Below are 14,696 nucleotides of genomic sequence, written 5' to 3'. Positions count from 1 at the left end.
TTGCGCGATATTGCACAATAGCCGCAGCACAAATCAATCGCGGAAATTATTAAATTCCAGCGGCAAATCTTTGATTTCCTTGCGCAGCAAAGCCATTGCTGCCTGCAGATCATCGCGCTTCGCGCCCTGAACCCGCACCGCATCGCCTTGTATGCTGGCTTGCACTTTCATTTTGCTGTCTTTCAGCACTTTGACGATTTTCTTTGCGTCTTCTGTCTCAATACCATTTTTGACTTTGATGACTTGCTTGACCTTGTCGCCGCCGATTTTTTCGACTTTGCCGAAATCCAGGAAACGCACATCGACTTTACGTTTTCCCATGGTTTGCGTCAGCTCAGTAATAATCTGATCCAGATGGAATTCTGTATCGCCAAAAATCACGACTTCGCGCTCTTTATCTTTGAGTTCGATTTTGGCGCTGGTGCCTTTCATGTCGAAGCGATTGGTGATGACTTTGTTCGATTGCGTGACCGCATTCTTCACTTCTTCCATGTTTGCTTCAGAGACGGTATCAAATGAGGGCATAGTGCTTCCTTGGTGAAATAAATAAACGTGCGTCATTTTATCAAATGCGCGGCTGTCACAAAGCGCAGCAGCTATAATTTGCACCCTATGACGACGAATCTCTCTTTTTCCCGCGACGTTTCGCTGCAACCGTACAATACTTTTGGCATTGCGGCGCAGGCGAATTACTTTTTATCCGTCACCGATATCGACCAGTTACAGGCGTTGCGCGACGACCCTGTGCTGGCTGCAATGCCGCGCCTGATCTTGGGCGGCGGCAGTAATCTGGTGTTGTCGGATCAGGTCGATGCGCTGGTGCTGAAGATGGATTTACTCGGCAAATCCATCATCGGCGAAGATGCTGAATTTGTTTATGTGCAGGCGCAGGCCGGTGAAAACTGGCACGCTTTCGTGCAATGGACGCTGGCGCTGGGTCTGGGCGGGCTGGAAAATTTATCCCTGATTCCCGGCACGGTTGGTGCGGCACCGATACAGAATATCGGCGCGTATGGCATGGAAGTGCAGGACGCTTTGTTTCAGCTAGAAGCGTTTGATTTTGCCACTGGCGAGATACTGGTGCTGGATAAGGCTGCGTGCCAGTTCGCCTACCGCGACAGTATTTTCAAACATGCGCTGAAAGACCGCGTGGCGATTACCAGCGTGCAGTTCGCTTTGCCCAAGCAATGGCAGCCTAAAATTGGTTACGCCGATGTCGCCAGATATCTGCAACTGCAAGCGATCAGCGCGCCTTCGCCACGCGCAGTCAGCGATGCGATTATCGCGATACGTCAGGCGAAATTGCCCGACCCGCAGGTGATAGGTAATGCCGGCAGTTTTTTCAAAAATCCGCTGGTGAGCGCGGCACAGCGCGATGCGCTGTTGCTGAACTATCCCGATCTGGTCAGTTATCCTCAAGCATCCGGCGAGTACAAACTGGCGGCAGGCTGGCTGATTGAACGTTGCGGCTGGAAAGGAAAAAATCTGGGACGTGCCGGTGTCTATGAAAAACAGGCCTTGGTGCTGGTGAATCGCGGCGGTGCGAGTGGCGCAGAAGTGCGCGCGCTGGCGCAGGCGGTGCAGGCCGATGTGCTGGCGAAGTTTGCGGTCACGCTGGAAATTGAACCGGTGTTTGTCTGATTTCTGTTTGATGGCAGCAGCACAGAACGGTGTCGGCTAAGCTCAAGATGCCGTTCATTTCCGCACCGGTTTCAGCACACCTTTCAACGCAGATCAAGCAGGCTGAAAATCTGATGCATTCGCCGCATTTTTTGTCGAAATACGGATACTCCCCCTCTTTTTTAATGAAATCGCCTTTATCTCAGCATAAATAAAGGGCTTCAAAATATACTGGGGGGAGTATATTTAAGGCCTTTTGGCGCGTCTTTGGCCGTATTTTGGCACTATCGGGCAAATTCAAAACCATGCTGACAGCAAAGTCTCATGTGCTGACACGGTTCAACGATCGCAACCCATGCTTTTTAAATCCTTGTCGGCGTTGCCCGCATTGCCTGCCTGACGCAGACTGACCAGCGCTTCACGCACCTTATCGCACATCGCTTTTTTACGCGCCGCTTCGCCATTGTCGGGAGCACTTGCCGATGCGGCTTTTTCGTTGGCAGCAGGTGCCGAGGCCGACGTTGGTGTCGCTGGTGCTGCAGGTTTGGCGGCATTCATTGCACGCTGTTTTTCATCCATGCATTCTTTTTCAACCGCGGCCCGTACATCCGCAGCATTGCCACGTTGCGCGTAAATTTCATTGATCAGTTTCTTGCGCTCTTCGGTACCAGCTTCAGACAAAACACGCTCTTGCGTCGCACCGGCTTCACGCATCCAGATAATTTTTTTAGCGTCTTCGCCACGCAAGCGGCACGACGCATCGACCACCGGTTTATTCGTATTGTCTGTGGTGGCGAGCTTGCCTAAGATCTGCTCTTTCTGGCCTTTGTCGCAGGGTTTGTCCTGATATGAATTGCCGCAGCGATACAGGGTTTGCGCCTGCGCACCCGTCGTCATACTGAGAACCAGCAGCAAGCTGCCGAGCACGGTTGATGCTGAGAATAGTTCGCGTCGTGTCTTCATAGTGACTCCTGTAGTCCAAATGCAGAGAGGTGCCATCCGTGCACCTCTCTTTGCTTTACTGCGGTTGGATTCAGCCTTTACTTCTGGCTTCGATGGTTTCCCATTTATCCAGCGCTGTTAGCAATTCCTCATCGATCTCGGCAAAGCGCGCATTCAATTTATTTGCTTCGTCCGGTCCATTTTTATACAAGTCAGCATCGGCGAGTTGCGCGGTAATCGCGGCTTGCTCTGCTTCCAGTTGCGCGATCAGCTTAGGCAATTCTTCCAACTCGCGTTGCTCTTTGTAGCTGAGCTTTTTGGCTTTCGCGGCGGCTGGGGCCGTCGCCGTCGCTGCTGTATTGGCGACACTCGCGGCTGGTTTGCTGTCCGCTTTCACTGCGGATTTGGCGACGGAATTGCTGTAACGTTCCCAGTCGCTGTAACCGCCGATATATTCGCGCCACTGACCTTCACCTTCAGAGACGATCACCTGTGTAACGACGTTGTCGAGGAAAGTCCGGTCATGGCTGACCAGGAACACCGTGCCGGTATATTCTTCGAGTAATTCTTCGAGCAATTCCAGCGTGTCGATATCAAGATCATTGGTCGGTTCATCGAGCACCAGCACGTTCGCTGGTTTGGCGAACAGGCGCGCCAGCAACAGGCGATTGCGTTCGCCGCCGGACAAAGATTTGACCGGTGAACGGGCACGTTCCGGCGCAAACAGGAAATCGCCCAGATACGACATCACATGTTTGCGCTGACCGTTGATCTCAACAAAATCACTGCCCGGCGCAATCGTTTCTGCCAGACTCATTTCATCGTTTAACTGTGCGCGCATCTGATCGAAATACGCGATCTGCAATTTACTGCCTTGTTTGATGGTGCCGCTATCCGGTGTTTCCTGACCAAGTATCAGTTTCAGCAAGGTGGTTTTACCGGCGCCGTTCTGACCGATCAGACCTATCTTGTCGCCACGCATAATGATGCTGGAAAAATCTCTGACGATGACTTTCTCGCCAAACGATTTGCTGACATTTTCCAATTCGGCGACGATCTTGCCGGAACGCTCGCCGGTGGTGACATCGAGCTTGACCTGACCTTGCAATTCACGTCGCGCACTGCGCGCCAGACGCAATTGTTCCAAGCGTTTGACTCGGCCTTCATCGCGCACGCGGCGCGCTTTCACGCCTTTGCGTATCCAGATTTCTTCCTGCGCCAAAAATTTATCAAACTTGGCATTTTCCACTTCTTCATTTTCCAGTTGCTCTGCTTTGCGGGTCTGATAAGTGGTGAAGTTGCCGGGATACGAAGTCAGCTTGCCGCGATCGAGTTCAACGATGCGGGTCGCCACGTTGTCGAGGAAACTACGGTCATGCGTGATGAACAGTACGCTGCCTTTGAAATCTTTCAGCAAACCTTCGAGCCACTGAATCGAGGAAAAATCCAGATGATTGGTTGGTTCATCGAGCAACAACACATCCGGCGCACTGACCAGCGCGCAGGCCAGCGCCACCCGCTTTTTCATCCCGCCCGATAAGGTGCCCATAATCGCGTCTTTACCGAGATTGAGTTTATCGAGTGTGGTTTCGACTTTATTGCCCAGGCTCCAGGCGTCGGCTGCATCCAGCTTGACCTGGATATCATGCATACGCTCCATCAGCGCATCATCATTATCGCCACCGAATTGGCCGGTCAGGCTTTCATATTCTTGCAACAGCGCAGGCAATTCACCGAGGCCGGAAGCAACCGCGTCAAACACGCTGATGTTCTGGTCAAATTGCGGTTCTTGTTCCACATACGCGATTTTCAGACCTTGTTGCTGCACCAGCAGACCATCATCGATTTTTGAAGTGCGGGCGATAATTTTCAGTAAAGAAGATTTGCCTGTGCCGTTACGGCCGATCAGACCGACGCGCTCGCCGGTTTCAAGAGAAAACTCTGCATGATCGAGCAGAGCAACGTGACCGAATGCCAATTGGGCATCGCTTAATGAGATAACTGCCATAAATACCTGTGAGATCAGTACGGCAGATCATGCCGGACTACATTGGAGAAAACCCGTATTGTACGACAGGCAGCCCGGCGCTTAGCGATCTTGATGTGACCTTGATTGATTGTTAGGGGCTGCTCAGGTAAGATGGCGGGCTTGCTGAACCGCGCCTGCCGCTGTTCACACCGTGTCTCGCCGTAGTTCAATGGATAGAACGTATGCCTCCTAAGCGTAAGATACAGGTTCGATTCCTGTCGGCGGGACCAGTCCTGGCACATCTCATTCCTCAACGTAATCAAAGTAATCAAAGTAATCAAAGTAATCAACGTACTTTTCCGTCTGTTGTTGTGATTAGCGGTCAGTGTTGATCGCCAATGATGCGCGGCTGATTCGTTAAATATTATTTCCTACTGGCAATCAGCCATTGCTGCGGCTGAATATCCTATAGAATCAAACGATTGCACCCATAAACATAAAAACAATGCAACGCTGATTTTTAATCATCTGTCAAATTTAGCGATGTTATTCCGGTGGCTTTTTTCAGCTTATTTTTCGCTTTTAGCGGCATGCGTACTTTCAGCCACGAGCGTGCCGGCCAGAGCGTTCCTTCACGTTCCCAGCGCAGTGGGCTGATTCAGCCATCATCACTGAGTATCAAACATAAAGAGCACCGCCATGAACCAGTCCAGTATCTCTCGCCAGAATGCCTTGATCGAAGCGCTCAACCGCGTGCAGGCGATTATCGAATTTGATCTGCAAGGCAATATCCTGCATGCGAATGAATTATTTCTCTCAACGATGGGCTACGCGCTTGACGAAGTGGTCGGCCAGCATCATAAGATTTTTTGCGAGCCGTCTTATGTCAACGGCATAGGATATAGCCAGTTCTGGAGTAAGTTAGCCAAGGGCGAAACGTATTCGGGTGAATTTCATCGCTACGGTAAAGACGGCAAAACAGTCTGGTTGCATGCGTCTTACAACCCCATCATGGGCGACGATGGCAAGCCCGCACGCATCGTCAAATTTGCGACCGATATCACCGCTGAAAAATTACGACGCGCGAACGATGAGGGAAAAATCAATGCGATAGACCGCGCGCAGGCGGTGATCGAATTTTCTCTTGATGGCAAAGTGTTAGCGGCGAATCAGAATTTTCTGCAGATTTTCGGCTACAACATCGAACAGATAACCGGGCAGCATCATCGCCTGTTTTGCACGCAGGACGAAGCGCGCTCTGTCGAATATCTGAATTTCTGGGAACGCCTCGGGCGTGGTGAATTTGATGCCGGTGTGTATCGACGGCTCGATGTGCATGGCAAGGATATCTGGATACAGGCGTCGTACAACCCGGTGTTTGATCCGGATGGCAAGCCATACAAGATCGTGAAGTTTGCGACCGATATTACAGAGCTGCGTAGCAGACAGGCAGAATCTGAGGGCAAGCAAAATGCGATTTCCCGTTCGCAAGCGGTGATTGAATTCGATTTACAGGGAAATATCCTGACGGCGAATGCTAATTTTTTGCGTACTTTCGGCTTTACCGAACAGGAAATCATCGGCCAGCACCATAAAATTTTTTGTGAAGCAGCACTGGTCAAATCGCTGGAATACAGGCATTTCTGGGCGGATCTGGCGGACGGCCAGTTTAAAAGCGGGCGCTATAAACGGATAGGAAAACACGACGCAGAAGTCTGGATACAGGCAACCTACAATCCTATCCTTGATCTGGAAGGCAAGCCGTACAAGGTCGTGAAATATGCGGTGGATATTACCGAGCAGGTGGATAGAGAAAACCTGATTTCAGAAAAAGTCGAATCGATCACGCGCATACTTGATGAACTGTCCGCATCAATCGACAGTATTTCCAAGAGTTCTGAACACTCGAATGCTCTGGCGCAGAAAACGCAGCAACATGCGGCCGACGGCAGCGGCGTGCTGAAGCGTTCGCAAGAAGCGATACAGGCGATACAGAAATCGTCAAATGACATCAACGAAATTATCAACACGATTGCCGATATCGCGAGCCAGACGAATTTGCTGGCGTTTAATGCGGCGATCGAAGCCGCACGCGCTGGCGAGCAAGGGCTGGGCTTTTCCGTGGTGGCTGACGAAGTGCGTAAGCTGGCAGAAAAATCGACGCTGGCAGCACGCGAGATCGCCAAGTTGATCACGCAAACCGTGACGCGGGTGGATGAGGGCGGGCGCTTGTCGGAACAGGTCGGCGATTCGTTTGCGCGGATTCTCGATTCCATGAATAACACCACGCAATCGATCGCCGCTATTTATGGCGCAACCAGCGAGCAGGCGGATGCGACCCGCAACGTTGTGAACTTGCTCAACGAATTGAATCAATCGACGGAGCGCCTGTGACCCTTGCCGCAACATCGGTAGCGTTGAACGGCGCGCATCGCAACGACAGCAGCCTGAGCATGACATTCTGCCGGCTTGGTGATTTGCGTTTTGCTGTGCCGCTGAAGGATGTCGTGCAGGCGATCCGACAGCCGCAGCTGACGCTGTTGCCACGTCGCGATCAGGCGATTGCAGGTGTGTTTGTGTATAGACAGCAGACCATCCCATTGCTCGATTTGCGGCGTTGGTTACCGTGGCCGGATGAACGCGGCGAGTTGCCGGGACAGATATTGTTATTGAAGCAGAATGCGCATCTGGTCGGTGTGGCGATTGATCAGGTTGAAGGTTTGCAGCGCGTCCCTGGCAGTCAGATTCAGCGCGTGGTTCAGCGTGAGGATGACGAAGAATTGTTTCATTCCACCGTCAGTATTGCCGCTGGTGAGCAAGAGTCGCAGGCTCTGGGTCTGCTTGATGTCGATGCGCTGATCCGGCTGTCACAGGTATGGAGTGCGGCGGATGAGGAGTTTGCGACTTCCATCGCAGCAGCCGATAGCGAATTGGCCGCAACTGCTGCCGCTGCCGCTGGCTCAGCCTCAGCCTCAGCCTCAGCCAGCACAGTGCCACATGCATTGTTTGAACTTGCCGGACAGGTACTGGCGATTCCCGCTGCCGATGTTGCCGCTGTGATTTCCATGCCTGTCGTTACCACGATATTAGGACGCCATCCGGCGTGGCTGGGCATGACCATCTGGCGCGAACGTGATGTGCCGGTCTTGCGCACGATGGCGGCATTAGGCTTACCACCGCAAGCAGCGGATGAATCTGCGCACGACACGACGGCATCAGCGCAAGAAAACTTGCTGGTGATACTGGGCAGCGAGGGACGTTATGCGGGCTTACCGGTGCAGGTCGCCCGCGCGGTGACGCCACTCGATACCAGCGCAGCGCAAACGGCTGCCAGTGCTGGTTTACCTGTCAACACGGTATTAAGCGGCGTGTTGCATCTGAATGCGGCGGAACGCTTATTGCTGGTCGATGGCGCTGAATTAGTGAATACGTGTTCCCTGAGTGCGCTGAGCCAGAAAGCAGAGGGTGCCAAACAAGACCAGCAAACCCAACAACCAGATCAACAGAGTCAGACGGACCTGGATGCTGCGTTACAAGCGCATGTGGTGGTGCAGGGCGGACGTGCCTGGGCGGTCGGCATGCGCTGGCTGGAGGCCATCATTTATTTTCCGGCTCAGCTTGATATAAATACAGCGGGAAACCCTGCGCAGCTGGGTAACTTTATCTGGAATCAGCAGACCCTGGCCTTGTGGGATTTGCGTATGCTGAGCAATCAGACGCCAACGCCGGATAGCCCGGAACGCCGCGTGCTGATCATGCGTATCGACGGCATGCTGATCGGGCTTGCGGTTGAGCAGTTGCTGATACTGCTACCCGCCAGAAGCGGCAAAATTGCGGCATTTGGGCGGCGTCAAAGTGGCGTCACTCAGATCATCACCGTCCGCGATCAGGATCAGGAAAAAACTTACAGCATTCTGAATCCGGCAGAATATTTACCTTTGCAGCAGGCGCTGGCATCCTGAACGCTGACGAAAAATCGCTGCCACGTCGTTTTCCATGCCCCGTCTGACGGCAACTATTTTGCCTCTGCCCTCATCCTTTATTTACTGAAAATAGGGGGAGTATCTGCGATTTCATGCTGATTGTCGGCATGAAATAAAGGGTGTAAAAAATACTCCCCCCAGTATATTTTCATTAAAAAACCTTCATTTACCGCCCGGTAAGGGCATGCTGATACGGTAATGTGCCATCGCCAGATGGCGAGCCTGAGACAAGGATGGAAATCGTCCCGTCATTGTGAGACATCAGAAAATGCCCTCACTAAAAATAAAACTCAGTAAAATAGGCCATATCTATTTTGTAATTTTTCGTGACGGAGTACGAATGAGTGGTAAGGCTTCTCGTGGCATGGTGTGGGCAAGAATCTTCATCGTTTTGATTCTGGTCAGCTTGATGGCATGGTGTGCGACTAATAATCGCAGGATGGCGCAATCAGCACCGCTGCGTATGGAGTTGCAATCCATCTTTCTTGAGCAAGGTTTAATCGATAATAACAACGAGCGCAGCAATCTCGCTGATGTCGCCAGAAAAGCGGGAACCGCCCGCATGAACCGGCTCTTATACGACGTTGCTGGTAGCGCTTCACTGGATAGCCTGAAATGGATCGTGGCGAATGGCGCTGAACCGAAAGACATCGGCATCATGCGCGACATGACTTTGCTGCAGTCCGTGGCGATGCGGGCGCAGGGCGACCGGATAGAGTATTTTCTGGGGCTGGGATTAAATCCGGCCGAACGTAGCCGTGACGGTAAAACCCTGATGCATATCGCTGCGCAAGGCGGCATGGATAATAAAGTGCTGGCGCTGTTGGTGGCCAAGGGCCTGAACATGAATGAGCCGGATAATGTCGGGCGTGTTCCCATACATTACGCCAGCGTTAAAGCAATCAGTGTGCTGGCGGGTGCGGGTGCCGATATTGACGCCAAAGATGCGCTGGGAATGACGCCCCTGCATTACGCGGCCAAAGAGGGGAAGAACGATATCGTTGCCGAGTTATTGCGCAATTCGGCCTCGGTTTATCTCACGGATAAAAAAGGCAGAACTGCATTGCATTTTGCGGCGATGACGGCACAGTCAAATAATGTGGTGGATACCTTGCTGGCCGCCGGTGCCCCGGTGACTGTCAGAGATGAAGACGGCAATACGCCTAAAGATCTCGCCATCGAAGCGCGTGACAATTACCGTTATCACAATGTGAGCGTGATTGACCGTTTGTAAAATCCGACGTCAGTGAAAAAAGTTTTATAAAAAAAGCTTCATAAAAAAATAGCTTCATACGCGCTACTGGCTGTGTATGAAGCTATTTTTTTAGGCTCTTTTTAAGGTGGTTTTGCAGTAGTAGTATCTGTGACGCTTAATGCTTATTACGTTTCAGAATGACGGGATCGCGCCCGTCTGCAGGAGCTGCTTGCAGTTTGTAATCGATGGCTTTTGCGTCTTGCTGGCTGATCTTGTCGTTGAATGTGGATTTCAGAAAATCCCACATATTTCTTTGCAGACCATCACATTCAAGTACATCGCGGCTTTTGCTGGTATAGCGATGGTTGTATTCAAGATCATTTCCTTCTTGTTCTTCACGATAATTTCTTGAACGTGAATTCTCCTTGGCCCGTTCGCGCTCGAACTGACTCATCGGGATACTGCAGTTTTCGCGGAAATTCGACATCAGCAAATGCTCAACAGCGACGTTGCATTGTGAATAGCGATGCGACAGTTGCCAGCAACTTTTCCCCACATCCTGTTCTTTGATGCGTGAGCTGATTTTCTTTAATGCCGCATCGTCACGGACTTCCTTGACTGATTCGCCTGCTTTGCTGGCACAAGGTTGATCTGTGTAGGTAACCGTACCGGAACTGCTGACACATTTTTTTAAATCAGCGTGTGCCGATAGCGGTGCGAGCAGGATAAGCACAACAGAAAAACAGACAACCGGGTTGAGCATGAATACTCCAGTCAAAAATAAAGGTAATGAATTGTTCCCGCGTTTTTTTGACCAGCAATTCAGCGGCGGGAGACAAATATTTTATCGAGGGGTATTGTAAAATATTTGTTACAAAGTGATGGTTTATTTTTTTTGTATGATTACAACGCGGTCCATTGCTGTTCAACCAGCAGGCGGTCGCCGGAATAAATCCTGCCGGTGAAAATTGCGCCGCGCTGTACTGGTCCCACACCTTTCGGTGTGCCCGTCATCAGGATGTCGCCATCATTGAGACTCATAAAACTCTGTATCGATGCCAGCAATTGCAGCGGCTTGAACAGCATCAGCGGTGTGCCGCCATGCTGCACGAGCTGTCCGTTTATCAGCAGTTCCAGTCGCAGTGCTTCCAGATTGCCGTCAAAGCGCACGAAGCGGCTGAACACTGCCGAGCCATCAAATGCTTTTGCCCGTTCCCACGGTAAGCCTTGTTTTTTCAGGCTGGTCTGCACCGCGCGGCGGGTCAGATCGAGGCCGAAGCCGACCGCATCGATCTTGCCATTGTGCAGCAGGAAGCTGATTTCACCTTCGTAATGAATATCGTCGCCATCCGAGCGCAGTTCGTCAGACAGAGCCGAATTTGGTTTAACAAAAATCACGGGTTCCGTCGGAACTTCATTATCGAGTTCGGCGATATGCTCGACATAATTGCGGCCGGCGCAGACGATTTTGGATGGCACGACGGCCTGATTTTCGCGTATTACGGTATGCATGTTTAATCCTGAATTTCTGTCGTCAAAGCGAGCAGTTTGATTGATGCAAGAAACTTTCTCAGCGTTGCGCCAACGCGAGTTTGGCTGCCAGTAAGGCAAACACAGTCGCCGCGCTGCGATTGAGCCAGCGCTGTGCTTGTGCCGAGCGGCGTAAACGCTGACCGACACTGGCGGCGAACCAGGCGATGCCGCCAAAGGTGATCAGCGTCGCGACGATGAAAATAGCACCAAGCTGAAAAAACTGCGGCGCTATCGCACCACGTTCCGCCGATACAAACTGCGGCAGCAACGCGAGGAAAAATAACACGACTTTAGGATTCGTCAGGTTCATGATGATGCCGCGCAAATACAGTTGTGCCGGACGCATGACAGGCGCGCTGTTGCCGGCAGTATCGCCGACCGGAGCATGAAATGCGCCCCACGCCAGATACGCAAGATAAGCTGCACCGACGAATTTGAGAACAAGAAATGCGGTTGCCGAGGCGGCAAACAGAGCGGCCAGCCCCATCGCAATGGCGCAGGTGTGGACGATGATGCCGCTACTGAGACCGAAGACGACCAGCATGCCTGCTTTGCGTCCCTGCGTTGCCGATTGCATCAGCACGAACAGGTTATCGGGGCCGGGCGTCAGTCCCAGCAAAATTGAAATACCAAAGAAAGTCAGTGCGGTTTGTAAAGTCAGCATGGCGTCGTCCGGAAAAAGTACACAGGCAAATCAACATTATCTGCGATTTGCCTTCAACCGGGTATCTGATGTCATGCCGAAATTACAGAGAGTGGCGGCGTCTTTCCGGATGGGTCAGAACACGACCACTGGTGACTGGATCGACATCATTGGCCTGCAGGTATTCCAGTGCGCAACTGGTGCCGTGGCTTTGTTGCAGGCGGATTGCTGTTTCTACATACGCTGCAGTGCGCAGATCGTGGCGCTGAGCGTCAATATTGTCGATACCGGTCAGCGGTGTGGCAGACGCGGGGAAATCAGGAATAGCGGTAATACCGTGGCGGTGCATGTCAGACTCCATAATCAATCCAGCCGCGACATCGTTCTTATGCCCTCTTACTGTTGGACATTCATCATGCAACTGGTGATGGTAATAAGATTGCTGTAACGGGATGGATATTCAATAAGTGGGTATCCGGGAAACACGCTCACATTATAAATCCATCAAGGGCACAAAGATTGCGCGGCATCAACATCCTAGCAAGCCGCTGCGAGAGAGGGGGCAGCCAGGATGTTATGACTTGATTCTTGAGTCAGGTTTGACAGGCACTCATGCTTACAGCGCAGTGCGCAGGGCGAATAATTCCGGAAACAGCACGACATCCAGCATTTTGCGCAGATAGCTGACGCCAGCCGTGCCGCCGGTGCCGGTTTTGAAGCCGATAATGCGTTCTACCGTTGTCACATGACGGAAGCGCCAGATGCGGAATGCGGTTTCCATATCGACCAGCTTTTCTGCCAGCTCATATAAAGACCAGTGCTGTTCCGGCGCACGATAGACTTGCAGCCATGCGGCTTTGACGGATTCGTTGGATGTCGTCGATTGTGTCCAGTCGGCTTGCAAGCGCTCAGCGTCGATCACCAGACCCTGACGTGCCATCAGCATGATGGCTTCATCGTAAATCGATGGCGTATGCAGCGCATCGCTCAGCGTGGCATGGATCGCCGGTTTGCTTTCGTGCACGCTCAGTAAAGCCGCATTCTTATTGCCGAGCAGGTATTCCAGTTCGCGGTACTGATGCGATTGAAAACCGGACGAGGCGCCAAGATAAGGGCGGATCGCCGTGTATTCACTAGGCGTCATCGTTGCCAACACATCCCAGGCATGTACCAGTTGATCCATGATGCGGGCCACGCGTGACAGCATTTTGAATGCGGGCGGCAAATCATTATTGCGTATCTGTACCCGAACGGCATGCAGCTCGTGCAGCATCAGCTTGATCCAGAGTTCGCTGGTCTGGTGTTGGACGATAAACAGCATTTCATTATGATTCGGCGAGCGCGGATGTTGCGCCGTCAGTATCTGATCCAGCCCCAGATAATCGCCGTAGCTCATGTCATTCGAAAAATCCATCTGCGCGCCATGCCATGACATCGGGCATTTGCCTGCGCTGGTATTGTCGTTACTCATTGTGTTCCTCTTTTTTATCGTTGCTGTTGCTTGGTCTGCTCAGTTTCGGTATTGCCGCTGTGATCAGGTCACGGCATGGCGTTTGGCATGCAGATCGTAATCTTCGCGATCAAGGATATCGCGCAAGCTGGCAACGGCGTCCCACACATCGACATAACGCACGTACAAAGGTGTGAATCCAAAACGCATGATGCCGGGCTCGCGGTAGTCGCCGATTACGCCGCGTTCTATCAAGGCCTGGATAATTGCGTAAGCATGCGGATGATGGAAACTTGCCTGACTGCCGCGCTGCGGATGTTGACGCGGCGTGACTAGTTCCAGCGGATGTGCCGCACACTGGCTTTCAACCAGTGCGATGAATAAATCGGTCAATGCCAGTGATTTTTCGCGTATCGCCTGCATCGTGGTTTTGCCGAAGATATCGAGACCACAGCCGACCAGCGCCAGCGAGACCATCGGCTGCGTACCGCACAGCGCGCGGCGGATACTCGCGGTTGGTTCAAAATGCGGCTGCATCGCGAATGGGCTTGCATGTCCCCACCAGCCTGATAATGGATGTTGAAATGCGGCCTGATGGCGTTGCGGTACCCAGATAAACGCCGGGGCACCGGGGCCGCCGTTCAGATATTTATACGTGCAGCCAACCGCGAAATCGGCCTGCGCTGCATTCAGTTCCACCGGTACCGCACCGGCGGAATGCGCCAGATCCCATAAGGCCAGCGTGCCATGCTGATGAATCAGGGCGGTCACCGCGCGCATGTCGTGCAGATAGCCGGTGCGGTAATTCACATGCGTCAGCATCACCAGCGCGGTCTTTTCATTGATCACCGCAGGCAATTCGTCGGGCGAATCTATCAGTTGTATCTGATAGCCGCGATCCAGCCAGCGGGTGATACCCTCGGCCATGTAAATATCGGTAGGGAAATTACTGCGTTCGGTGATGATGACTTTGCGTTGCGCGTCGCCAGACTGCATCTGCAACGCCGCGCTGATGGCTTTGAAAAGGTTAATGGAAGTCGAATCGGTGACGACCACTTCTTCTGCTTCTGCGCCGATCAGCGGTGCAAGCTGATTTCCCAACGTCGACGGCAGATCAAACCAGCCCGCTTTATTCCAGCTTTTGATCAGATCGGTGCCCCATTCTTGCGCGATCACTTCCTGCGCTCTTTGCAGCGATGCTTTCGGGCGCGCGCCGAGTGAATTACCGTCGAGGTAAATCACGCCGTCCGGCAGGATAAATTCGTTGCGTAACGCGGCCAGCGGGTCTTGTCGATCAAGTTGCTCGCAGGCTGCGCGGCTGTGGGCTAAGGTCATATTCATCTCCTGAAAATAATAGTGAG

13 protein-coding genes and 1 tRNA gene are annotated in these 14,696 nt (G+C 52.4%); 5 read left to right on the top strand and 9 right to left on the bottom strand.

Annotation, left to right across the window (positions count from 1 at the left end):
* Positions 1 to 33: 33 nt before the first annotated feature.
* A complete protein-coding gene (locus H8K29_RS05250; RefSeq protein ID WP_186896721.1) occupies positions 34 to 525 on the bottom strand; it encodes a YajQ family cyclic di-GMP-binding protein in 492 nt (163 codons plus the stop codon).
* An 87-nt stretch (positions 526 to 612) separates the two neighbouring features.
* Here H8K29_RS05250 and murB point away from each other — a divergent pair, with 87 nt between their 5' ends.
* Complete coding sequence (gene murB, locus H8K29_RS05245; RefSeq protein ID WP_186896720.1) at positions 613 to 1,641, top strand: UDP-N-acetylmuramate dehydrogenase; 1,029 nt, start codon at positions 613 to 615, stop codon at positions 1,639 to 1,641.
* A gap of 318 nt (positions 1,642 to 1,959) precedes the next feature.
* On the opposite strand, the gene H8K29_RS05240 is transcribed toward murB, so the two are convergent.
* A complete protein-coding gene (locus H8K29_RS05240; RefSeq protein ID WP_186896719.1) occupies positions 1,960 to 2,583 on the bottom strand; it encodes a hypothetical protein in 624 nt (207 codons plus the stop codon).
* 70 nt (positions 2,584 to 2,653) lie between these two features.
* Positions 2,654 to 4,570, bottom strand: a complete 1,917-nt coding sequence (locus tag H8K29_RS05235; RefSeq protein ID WP_186896718.1) for an ATP-binding cassette domain-containing protein — start codon at positions 4,568 to 4,570, stop codon at positions 2,654 to 2,656.
* A 176-nt stretch (positions 4,571 to 4,746) separates the two neighbouring features.
* Here H8K29_RS05235 and H8K29_RS05230 point away from each other — a divergent pair.
* The 4 genes from H8K29_RS05230 (at position 4,747) to H8K29_RS05215 (ending at position 9,748) form a co-directional block, all read left to right on the top strand.
* Positions 4,747 to 4,821 (top strand) — tRNA-Arg (locus H8K29_RS05230).
* 409 nt (positions 4,822 to 5,230) lie between these two features.
* Positions 5,231 to 6,925, top strand: coding sequence for a PAS domain S-box protein (locus tag H8K29_RS05225; RefSeq protein WP_186896717.1), 1,695 nt, complete (start codon positions 5,231 to 5,233; stop codon positions 6,923 to 6,925).
* A complete protein-coding gene (locus H8K29_RS05220) occupies positions 6,922 to 8,493 on the top strand; it encodes a chemotaxis protein CheW (RefSeq protein ID WP_186896716.1) in 1,572 nt (523 codons plus the stop codon). Before H8K29_RS05225 ends, H8K29_RS05220 begins: the two co-directional genes overlap by 4 nt.
* 361 nt (positions 8,494 to 8,854) lie before the next feature.
* Positions 8,855 to 9,748 carry an ankyrin repeat domain-containing protein gene (locus tag H8K29_RS05215; RefSeq protein WP_186896715.1) on the top strand — a complete coding sequence of 298 codons (894 nt, stop codon included), beginning with the start codon at positions 8,855 to 8,857 and terminating at the stop codon, positions 9,746 to 9,748.
* Positions 9,749 to 9,884: 136 nt separating this feature from the next.
* Here H8K29_RS05215 and H8K29_RS05210 read toward each other — a convergent pair whose 3' ends face one another.
* The 6 genes from H8K29_RS05210 to kynU all read right to left on the bottom strand — a co-directional run bounded on the left by H8K29_RS05210 (position 9,885) and on the right by kynU (position 14,670).
* Positions 9,885 to 10,472, bottom strand: a complete 588-nt coding sequence (locus H8K29_RS05210) for a DUF4124 domain-containing protein (protein WP_186896714.1) — start codon at positions 10,470 to 10,472, stop codon at positions 9,885 to 9,887.
* 140 nt (positions 10,473 to 10,612) lie between these two features.
* On the bottom strand, positions 10,613 to 11,221 hold the full coding sequence (locus tag H8K29_RS05205) for a fumarylacetoacetate hydrolase family protein (protein ID WP_186896713.1): 609 nt from the start codon (positions 11,219 to 11,221) through the stop codon (positions 10,613 to 10,615).
* A 58-nt stretch (positions 11,222 to 11,279) separates the two neighbouring features.
* Positions 11,280 to 11,906, bottom strand: a complete 627-nt coding sequence (locus H8K29_RS05200; protein ID WP_186883202.1) for a LysE family translocator — start codon at positions 11,904 to 11,906, stop codon at positions 11,280 to 11,282.
* Between the two features lie 82 nt (positions 11,907 to 11,988).
* Complete coding sequence (locus H8K29_RS05195) at positions 11,989 to 12,246, bottom strand: hypothetical protein (RefSeq protein ID WP_186896712.1); 258 nt, start codon at positions 12,244 to 12,246, stop codon at positions 11,989 to 11,991.
* A gap of 255 nt (positions 12,247 to 12,501) precedes the next feature.
* Positions 12,502 to 13,356: a tryptophan 2,3-dioxygenase gene (gene kynA / locus H8K29_RS05190; protein WP_186896711.1), complete on the bottom strand. Its 855-nt coding sequence runs from the start codon at positions 13,354 to 13,356 to the stop codon at positions 12,502 to 12,504.
* A gap of 63 nt (positions 13,357 to 13,419) precedes the next feature.
* Complete coding sequence (gene kynU, locus H8K29_RS05185) at positions 13,420 to 14,670, bottom strand: kynureninase (protein WP_186896710.1); 1,251 nt, start codon at positions 14,668 to 14,670, stop codon at positions 13,420 to 13,422.
* Between the last annotated feature and the right edge of the window lie 26 nt (positions 14,671 to 14,696).

This window comes from Undibacterium sp. CY21W, from assembly GCF_014284265.1.
In the GTDB taxonomy this organism is placed as follows: Bacteria; Pseudomonadota; Gammaproteobacteria; order Burkholderiales; family Burkholderiaceae_D; genus Undibacterium; species Undibacterium aquatile.
Note: the sequence above shows the minus strand (reverse complement) of the source record. Positions and strands in the feature narration are given on the sequence as shown.